Origin of the sequence: Vibrio nomapromontoriensis (genome assembly GCF_050337205.1) — a bacterium.
GTDB classification, from domain to species: Bacteria; Pseudomonadota; Gammaproteobacteria; order Enterobacterales; family Vibrionaceae; genus Vibrio; species Vibrio nomapromontoriensis.
Window position 1 is genome coordinate 48,539 of sequence record NZ_JAKJSS010000022.1, and the last position, 9,303, is coordinate 57,841.

Consider the following 9,303-nt stretch of genomic DNA (forward strand, 5'->3'; position numbering starts at 1 on the left):
CAGGATTTCACACCTGTCATCAATTCGTTATCGTTGATAACAAAAAGCCCTCAAAAAATGAGGGCTTTTGATTTAGAGTGAATAGGGTAGTCGTAATACTCGTAGCCCTATTATTCACGCTAGCCGAGCTTAATTGTCAACTTTAAGCTTTTGGAAGTATTCTTCGTAAAGTGCACCAGCTTCACCAACTTCATCTTGCCACGTACCTGAATCCATCACCTCTTGTGGTGGGAAGACATTTTTGTCTTCGGCGAACTCTTTTGGTAGCAGTGGATAAGCCGTCTTGACTGGTGTTGGGTAACCAATTTCCAATGCAATTTTCGCCGCATTTTCTGGGCGAAGTAGGAAGTCGATCATCTTGTGAGCGGCTTCGACATTCTTCGCACCAGATGGAATTGCTAGGCTATCCATCCAAAAAATCGTGCCTTTTTCAGGCCAAACAATTTCAATTGATGCACCCTCTTGACGAGCCATGTAAGCTGAACCATTCCAAAGCATACCCAAAGATACCTCACCAGCTAAGTATGGGTTAGCTGGGAAATCTGAGTTAAATACCAGTACATTCGGAACCAGTTTGCGCAGTTCTTCGTAAGCCGCTTTTATCTCTTCTGGATTTGTCGTGTTTGGAGAATAACCCAGTTTTGTTAGCGCGATATGGAAGACTTCACGAGAGTCATCCATCATCATCAACTGACCTTCCCACTTCTGGTCCCACAAGTCATCCCAGCTCTTAACTGCAGCCTTATCAAGCATGTCGGTATTCACACCAATGCCCGTTGCACCCCAAATGTAAGGGATAGAAAAGTTGTTATCCGGGTCGAAAGGCTTGTCTAAGTAGTTGGCATCGAGATCTTGAAAATGTGATAGCTGCTCTTTATCGATTTGTTGCAGCATGCCTTCTTTACGCATCTTTGAAACGAAATACGTTGAAGGAACCACTAAATCATAACCTGAGCCTTGAGTTTTTAACTTAGCGTACATGCTTTCGTTAGACTCGTAGGTTGAATAGATGACTTTAATCCCTGTTTCTTTAGTAAAGTCCTCTAAAACTTCACTTGGAATGTATTCAGACCAGTTGTAGAAATAGAGTTCTTCGTTGGCAGCAAACGCCGGGGTAGTGAAGAGAGTCGCCGCACAAAGGGCGCTAGCATACAGTTTGCTTTTCATTACTTTTCCGTTTGTATTTTATTAACAAAGAGCCATAGAAGGCATGACAATTTGATGATGTCTTAGCAAGCAAAATCAAATGACTTTGGACGTCATAAATAATTTGACGTAAGTCACAAGATTATATCAGTGATTGAGAGATATCTCTATGTGGCTGTTTACAAAAAATAAACGTTTGGAAGGTTATAAAGGGTCTTTCAATAAAAAAAGGTGGCAGATGCCACCTTTTAGTAGGGAAGTAGTGAAACTACTGTCCAGCTTTGAGCTTCATGAAATAATCTTCGTAAGCGACGGTTTTATCGCCAACTGAATCTTGCCATTCAACACGGTCTAAATCTTCCTGAGAAGGGAACAGAGCGGGTTCATGTTTAAACTTGTCATTTGAGGCCTTTACTGCCGTTAAATAACCAGTGTCATTTGAGATTTGTTCTGCAATTTCTGGACGCAGTAAGAAATCAATCATCTTGTGAGCCGCATCAACGTTAGCTGCTCCTGAGCTGATAGCGAAGTTATCAACCCAGCCTATGCCACCTTCTTTAGGGAAAATAAGTTGTAAAGGCACGCCTTCTTTTTGCGCAGCAGCAGCAGATCCGTTCCACAACATACCTAAGCCCACTTCTCCCGACATGTACGGAGAACCCGGGTTATCTGAATTAAACACTAATACGTTTGGCATTAGTTTTTGAAGTTCAGCGTACGCCTCATCAATTTGAGCTTGATCCGTTGTATTACCAGAATAACCCAGTTTACGTAAGGCAATATGGAACACCTCACGCGTATCGTCCATCATCATAAGCTGACCTTCTAACTCAGGCTTCCACAAATCGGCCCAGCTAGTAAAGTCATTGGGATCATACATGTCGGTATTCACCGCCAAGCCAGTGATCGCGACAACGTGAGGAATCGAATAATCGTTATTCGGGTCATACGGTTTGTCTAGATAATTGCTATCAAGGTTACCAAAGTTGCTAAGTTTACTCTTATCGATTTTTTGTAGCATGCCTTCATCGCGCATTTTCGCTACGAAGTAGGTAGACGGAACGACAAGATCGTAACCTTTATTGTGTGTCTTCAACTTAGCATAAAGCGTCTCATTAGACTCATAAGTCGAATAGATGACCTTTATACCGGTTTCTTCAGTGAACTGCTCGAGGATGTTACTGTTGATGTACGGCCCCCAGTTCATGAATACTAATTGTTGCTCTTTTGCACTAACCATGCCTGATGCAAGAGAAAGTGCACATGCACTACCAGCTAATAAAGTAGCCCATTTTTTCATTGACGTAAGCTCCAAACAAACGCTGCCATAATGGCATAGATAAAAAAAGCAGAGTGACGGCGTCACTCTGCTCTCACTTTAAATTTGACGATACATTACTTAATTTTTTCACGCGCAAGAAATTGCGAAGTCATGACCAAAGCCAGTGACACAATGAGCATGATGGTTGCTAGGGCATTGACCTCCGGAGAAATACCAACCTTAACCATAGAGTAGATCTTCAGCGGTAAAATTTCGTAAGTCGGCCCAGTAACAAACGAGCTCACAATGACATCATCAAGAGATAATGTAAAACTTAGCAACCACCCACCAGCCACTGCTGGCTTAGCCAGTGGAAGAATAATTTGCTTTAGGATGGTCCATTCACTTGCGCCAAGATCTTTTGCCGCTTCTAACATTTTGACGTCGAAGCCTTTTAAACGGCTGTAGACAGTGACAACGACAAACGGCAAGCAAAACGTGATATGCGCAACCAACAGGGTAAAGAAACCAAGTTGAACGCCCATTACCAAGAATATAGCGAGCAATGAAATCGCCATCACGATGTCAGGGGACATCATAACGATAAACAATAAGCCACTTACCGCTTGTTTGCCTTTAAATTGATAGCGAAACAACGCCACCGCAGTCAAACTGCCAATTAACGTCGCTGCTGTCGCGGAAAACACGGCGACATTAATTGAATGCCAAGCCGCTTGCATAAGGCTGTCGTTATTGAACAGTGCGTGATACCACTTAGTCGTGAGACCACCCCATTTCATACCGAATTTATTGGCATTAAAGGAGTTAGCAATCAAGACAATGATTGGTAAGTACAAAAATGCATAAACTAATGTCATGAAACCAAATTTAGCAGTGCGACCCATTATTCGAGCTCCACTTTACGGTTTAATAATTTACCTGCTCGATAGTAGGCATAGAGCATAACAGCCATAGCTGTTGTTAGGGCAATACTGGTTGCGGCACCAAATGGCCAATCCCTTGCATTGAGAATCTGGCTCTTAATCACGTTACCAATGAGTAGGTTTTTCGCACCACCAAGCAAATCGGCAATATAGAACATGCCTAGTGCTGGCAATAGAACCAACAAGCAACCACCAATAATACCCGGCATCGTCAGAGGTAAAATCACTTTAGTAATAGTTTGCCATTTACTTGCGCCCAAGTCTTTTGCCGCTTCGATGTAGGTATGATCCAACTTCTCTAGTGCCGAGTAGAGGGGGAGAATCATAAAAGGTAGCAAAATGTAGACTAAACCGATCATGACGGCTGTTTCCGTATACATAATACGTAGCGGCTTATCGATGATATCCAGTGCTAGCAGGCCTTTATTTAATATGCCCTGAGTTCCGAGAACAATTTTCAAGCCATAGGTTCGAATTAGAGAGTTAGTCCAAAACGGTACAATGACGAGAAACAGCATAAAAGGACGCCATTTTTCTGGCATCTTTGCAACGATATAGGCAAACGGGTAACCAATAGCAAGACAAATTAAGGTCGCAACGATTGCCATATAGAACGAGTGCATGACCACTTTGGCGTACAAAGGGTCCAACAAACGGGCGTAGTTGTTAAGCGTAAACGTCATCTCAATGAGATTAGCTTCGTCTCGAGTTAAAAAGCTTGTGCCAATGATCATCACATTTGGGATCAATACAAACAGTACTAACCAGCCAACGATTAATGTGATGATGGCATTTTGTAAATTAAATTTCTTGCTCATCTTTTAATACCACTTCCCAGCTTTCAACCCAAGTAACGGCAACTTTTTGACCCAAAGAGTGGTCAACATCAGGATCATCTTCATTAAAGAATTCACTGACCATTACGCGCATTCCAGATTCAAGTTCTACTACTGAATCTAGCGTCATGCCTTTGTAGGTACGTTCGGCAACGTGGCCAACAATACCTTTGGTTTCTGACTCTTTGATTTCTTCGATTCGTAAATCTTCTGGGCGAAGTAATACTTGTAACTTTTCACCGTCTACGCAAGGCTGATCGTGATAAACTATGCACTCTTGGCCTTCAATCATTGCTTGAATACGCTTGTCATCAATACGTTGATTGACGGTCGCATTAAAGACATTGATTTCACCGATAAAACGCGCCACGAACAGATTTTTAGGCTCTTCGTAGATTTCACGTGGTGACCCGTCTTGTTCGATCACACCATCGCGCATAACAATGATACGGTCAGACATGGATAGCGCTTCTTCTTGGTCGTGTGTGACGAAGATAAAGGTAATGCCTAGCTGACGTTGTAATTGTTTAAGCTCAATTTGCATTTGCTTGCGTAGCTTGTAATCAAGCGCTGACAAAGATTCATCGAGTAATAATACTTTTGGCTTATTCACTACCGCTCGCGCAATCGCGATACGTTGTTGCTGACCACCTGAAAGTTGATGAGGCTTGCGTTGCGCCATTTTTTCCAATCGAACCATTTTGAGCGCTTCTGTCACTCGTGGTTCAATCTCTGCACTTGGTACTTTTTGCATACGTAAGCCAAACGCGACGTTTTCAAACACTGTCATGTGAGGGAATAGGGCATAGCTTTGGAAGACGGTATTGACATGCCTTTGCTCAGCAGGAACTTCGGTGACATCTTGGTCTGCAAGGCTAATCGAGCCGTTATCTACGGTTTCAAAGCCTGCAATCATTCTAAGTACGGTAGTTTTACCGCAACCTGAAGGACCTAAGATAGTGAGAAACTCACCATGATTAACGTTTAAGTCTAGATTTGCGATGATTTCCTTACCATCGAAACTTTTACTTACACCAGATAGCTGTACGACTGGTGTTCCTACTGATTGTTTAGCGTTCAATGTCTGCTTATCTCCACCTTGGCCGTTTGGTTTTTCTTGGCCTGTTGCGATACACGATTAAGGCGCGCATCATAATCACCAATGGGGTGAAATCAAAGCACTTTTTATCTTGAAACAAAAAAAATTTCGCAGGTAAAAGTAAACATTATTTACCATACTTGTTTCAGAAAGCTTCAAGATGAAAAATTCACCTTATCAAGTGGTTAATTATTATCCAAAAAGATAATAAAGCAAGCTTATTAGCGTGATAATCATTACGTGATACCGCTATAATGGCGCAGCCTTTTTAACGGAAAAATAGACGTTCGCATTCTTAAGTGTGACATGGAAAAACTATGAAAAATGATTTTGAAAGAGACTTCAATTTAGGTGGCAGTATTGAGCGCGCTGTATCGGGTCAGTATGAACTGAAAGCTGGCGAGATATTTCAAGAAGCATGGAAGCAAACCATGAAACATTTCATGTCGTTTTCTCCGGCGATCATCGCCCTTATTTTTGTTCAGTTAGGTATCTTTTATGTCGCGTTAAAACTTCAACTTGGTGATCCTAGCCTTATCTTACAAGCCTTTGCGGATCCATCGTTACTTGATGAGCGAATCTTTCAGGCAATTTTTGTTGCCAACTTTAGCTATGAAGTTGTAAGTGCACCATTTTATGCCAGCGTGTCATTAATGGCGATGAGTCATGCATGTGGTTTGACAACAAAATCTCGTCATATTGCCAAAGGCTTACAATTTACTGTACCCGTTATTATTGCAACGTTAGCAAGCCTTGTACTGCAAGGTGTTGTTGGGATGATGTTGCCTTTCATTTCAATGTATCTTTCGCTCGCGTTTAGCCAGTCAATATTGCTTATTTGTGAAAAACGTATTGCGCCAATGCAATCGCTCTTGCTTTCATTGCGTGCTGTAAACAAAAAGATTTTCGTTCTGGCCGGTATTTATAGCGTGATGATGTTGATGTTTATCGTTGGTGCCATGTTTTACGGTATAGGGTTGATTTTCGTCTTACCATTTTTCTTCCACGTAAAAGGTATTCTATATCGTGAAATGTTTGGTATTAAACTGCAAATAACTGCCAATCAAGATGATGATTCCGATGGTGATCAAGGTACTCCACCACGCGATAATGATCATAACAGTAATAACGATAAACCGAACAAGAACCCTGAGGTTTTCGATGCGTAAGACGCACAAGTTAGTGGCAGCAGCCGTGCTGCTTTCGGGCAGTACTTTTTGGTATCTTAATCAAGATAATGAAAACTACGACGACAGTGATGTTTCAGGGCTAGCACTAACGCCAATCTCTGATTCTCCACCTGACATTGGCGCTATTACTGATATTAAACAAAAGAAACAAACTTTTTTTGATTACCTAAGACCCGGTGTAGCCATTGAAAATGCACGAATTGTTAAAGAGCGGAAGCGTATTTTGCAATTGCAATTGGCACTTGATGAGCAATCTTTGACCAAAGAGCAGATCGAAACCTCGAAACGAATTGGGCGACTATATAACTTAGAGCCTAGCGAGGTGACTTACGAGTGGATAGAGCAAATTCTGCAAAGGGTCGACGTATTGCCAGAGTCATTGGTATTAACACAGGCGGCAAATGAATCTGCTTGGGGAACATCTCGCTTTGCAAAAGAGGCGAACAATTACTTCGGTCAATGGTGTTATAGCAACGGATGTGGTCTAGTGCCTCTACAGCGTGGAGAAGGCAAAACGCATGAGGTTGCTAAGTTTTCTTCGCCTCAGCAATCTATTCATGGGTATTTTATGAATGTGAATAGAAACAATGCCTATAGTGAGCTTCGAGCTATTCGAGGACAGCTGAGGGAAAGTGGAGTATCACTGTTAACGGAAACCTCCGCACTCGCGATGACGAACGGATTACTTCGCTACTCTGAGCGCGGTGAGGCATACGTCAAAGACTTACAAGCGATGATTCGCCATAATGAAGAATTCTGGATATCAAAATAAAACTATGAAAAAAGTAGCTAATTTAGCCTTACTTGGTCTATTCGCGGGTATGTTAGCCATACCTGCAACAGCACAAGAATATCGCTTTACTTATTCGAAACTCTATTCTCAAATGAAAAATAATATTAAAGAAGGGCATGAAGACGTTAAGGTCGGATTCTTCTTTGTGGACGCCCAGACCCAGCAATTGTGTAATATCGAAAAAGCTTGGATGGAGAAAGAGGAAAAATACGAAGAGTTAAAAACCAGTGAATACAACGAATTACTGGTGCCATTAGATGGCAACTTAAAGCAAGCAAACCCTTTAGTCTATATACACACGCCACAAATGAAGCAATGTGACTTTTCTATGGTAGTAATGACTAAAGAATCGCTATCCGGAAAGGTGTCTTATCAAGATGTAGCGAGTCTTTTGCCACAAATGCAGACGATGCTGAATGACCTTGGTGGTATGTTTTCTGGTTGGTTTACCGCTGACGTTGCTGGACTTACTCTAGAGTTTGCTGAACAGTCGGATGGACGTATTGAGCTATCTGATGGCGAGTTTATCGAGATTGTTAATGGTAAAGCTCAGGTCTTGCTCGAACAAATAGGTAATAATGGACACATGCAACTCCCTTCTAAAACTAGCCGAGTACTGCCGTACATTCCTAGTGCAAATTAGTGGTAACGGTGATCTTTATTGTTACGGGTATAGCTAATTAACCGATAAAACAAGCAAGTGATAGGGTTACTATTGCTTTGCTTGTTTTCACATCCAATAAAACAAAGTATAATCCGCGCCCTATAACGCATCCGACGGTCCATGGCCGTCGAACAAGTCGGTAGTATGAGAAGTCGCAATGAATCAAAAAGATACCAGAAAAGAAACACTTGAATTCAACAAACTCCAAAAACGCCTTAGGAGAAATGTTGGTAATGCCATCATAGATTACAACATGATCGAAGAAAATGATGTGGTAATGGCATGTATCAGTGGTGGTAAAGACTCATTCGCGATGCTCGATATCTTGTTACGATTGAAAGAAGCGGCGCCGATTCATTTTGATGTTGTTGCTGTCAATTTAGACCAGAAACAACCAGGCTTCCCAGAGCATATTTTGCCTGAGTACTTTGAAACGCTAAATATTCCTTATTACATTGTTGATAAAGATACCTATTCAGTCGTGAAAGAGAAAATCCCTGAAGGTAAAACCACATGTGGCTTATGCTCACGCTTACGTCGTGGCACTCTTTATTCGTTTGCAGAAAAAATTGGTGCAACTAAAATCGCACTTGGTCATCACCTAGATGACATTGTTGAAACTATGTTTTTAAATATGTTCCACGGTGCGCGTCTAAAGGCTATGCCGCCTAAACTTCGTTCTGATGATGGACGAAATGTTGTCATTCGTCCGCTGACCTATTGTCGTGAGACCGACTTAATTCAGTATGCTGAGCATAAAGAATTCCCAATCATTCCATGTAATCTTTGTGGCTCGCAAGAGAATCTGCAGCGCCAAAGCATTAAAGCTATGCTGATTGACTGGGATAAGAAAACACCGGGTCGCGTTGAAAAGATTTTCAAGTCGATTCAAAACGTAAGTCCAAGCCAATTGGCTGATAAAGATTTATTTGATTTTGAAAACCTCCCAATCGATAGAGAAGGGGAACGCGCTCAATACGGATTTAATGAGGCTGAAATTTCATCGTCAAACATTGATGAATCGATGTTTATCAATGTTGCTAACATTTAATTTTTTAGCTCAGTCACCAACGGTCGTCAATAAAAAAGCCCCATGATGAAGTGACCCCGTAAAGTTGGACATTTCTGTTAAGCGGCTTTTAAGGCCTGAGTTCGATATTCTATCGGAGTCAGGCCTTTCAGTTTCACTTTTATACGCTTGGTATTGTAGTACTCGATGTACTCTTTGATTTGCTCTATCAGAGCATCTTCAAAGCTTTGGTTGTGATACATCTCGGTTTTGAGCAAAGCAAAAAAGTTTTCAGCAACAGCATTATCCAAGCAGTTACCTTTTCTCGACATGCTTTGCGTTAAACCACTCTCCGCTACCT

10 protein-coding genes are annotated in these 9,303 nt (G+C 41.7%); 4 read left to right on the top strand and 6 right to left on the bottom strand.

Annotation, left to right across the window (positions count from 1 at the left end; all coding sequences use genetic code 11):
* Window positions 1-129: 129 nt before the first annotated feature.
* The 5 genes from L4D05_RS22555 to potA form a co-directional block, all read right to left on the bottom strand.
* Window positions 130-1,167, bottom strand: coding sequence for an extracellular solute-binding protein (locus L4D05_RS22555; RefSeq protein ID WP_428795341.1), 1,038 nt, complete (start codon window positions 1,165-1,167; stop codon window positions 130-132).
* A gap of 247 nt (window positions 1,168-1,414) precedes the next feature.
* Window positions 1,415-2,446: an extracellular solute-binding protein gene (locus tag L4D05_RS22560; RefSeq protein WP_428795342.1), complete on the bottom strand. Its 1,032-nt coding sequence runs from the start codon at window positions 2,444-2,446 to the stop codon at window positions 1,415-1,417.
* A 95-nt stretch (window positions 2,447-2,541) separates the two neighbouring features.
* Entirely contained in the window at window positions 2,542-3,312 is a 771-nt protein-coding gene (potC, locus tag L4D05_RS22565; protein WP_428752442.1) for a spermidine/putrescine ABC transporter permease PotC, read from the bottom strand.
* The gene (gene potB, locus L4D05_RS22570) at window positions 3,312-4,169 is read right to left on the bottom strand and encodes a spermidine/putrescine ABC transporter permease PotB (RefSeq protein ID WP_428795343.1); all 858 of its coding nucleotides are present in this window, start codon (window positions 4,167-4,169) and stop codon (window positions 3,312-3,314) included. Before potB ends, potC begins: the two co-directional genes overlap by 1 nt.
* Complete coding sequence (gene potA / locus L4D05_RS22575; protein ID WP_428795344.1) at window positions 4,153-5,268, bottom strand: spermidine/putrescine ABC transporter ATP-binding protein PotA; 1,116 nt, start codon at window positions 5,266-5,268, stop codon at window positions 4,153-4,155. Before potA ends, potB begins: the two co-directional genes overlap by 17 nt.
* Window positions 5,269-5,603: 335 nt before the next feature.
* Here potA and L4D05_RS22580 point away from each other — a divergent pair, with 335 nt between their 5' ends.
* The 4 genes from L4D05_RS22580 (at window position 5,604) to ttcA (ending at window position 8,984) form a co-directional block, all read left to right on the top strand.
* On the top strand, window positions 5,604-6,455 hold the full coding sequence (locus tag L4D05_RS22580) for a DUF2189 domain-containing protein (RefSeq protein ID WP_428795345.1): 852 nt from the start codon (window positions 5,604-5,606) through the stop codon (window positions 6,453-6,455).
* Window positions 6,448-7,248 carry a glucosaminidase domain-containing protein gene (locus L4D05_RS22585; RefSeq protein ID WP_428795346.1) on the top strand — a complete coding sequence of 267 codons (801 nt, stop codon included), beginning with the start codon at window positions 6,448-6,450 and terminating at the stop codon, window positions 7,246-7,248. Before L4D05_RS22580 ends, L4D05_RS22585 begins: the two co-directional genes overlap by 8 nt.
* A gap of 4 nt (window positions 7,249-7,252) precedes the next feature.
* Entirely contained in the window at window positions 7,253-7,912 is a 660-nt protein-coding gene (locus L4D05_RS22590) for a DUF2987 domain-containing protein (RefSeq protein WP_428795347.1), read from the top strand.
* A gap of 178 nt (window positions 7,913-8,090) precedes the next feature.
* The gene (gene ttcA / locus L4D05_RS22595; RefSeq protein WP_428752436.1) at window positions 8,091-8,984 is read left to right on the top strand and encodes a tRNA 2-thiocytidine(32) synthetase TtcA; all 894 of its coding nucleotides are present in this window, start codon (window positions 8,091-8,093) and stop codon (window positions 8,982-8,984) included.
* A gap of 77 nt (window positions 8,985-9,061) precedes the next feature.
* Here ttcA and L4D05_RS22600 read toward each other — a convergent pair.
* Window positions 9,062-9,303 (bottom strand): IS3 family transposase (locus L4D05_RS22600; RefSeq protein ID WP_428793569.1); only part of this gene is annotated, 242 nt, incomplete at its 5' end.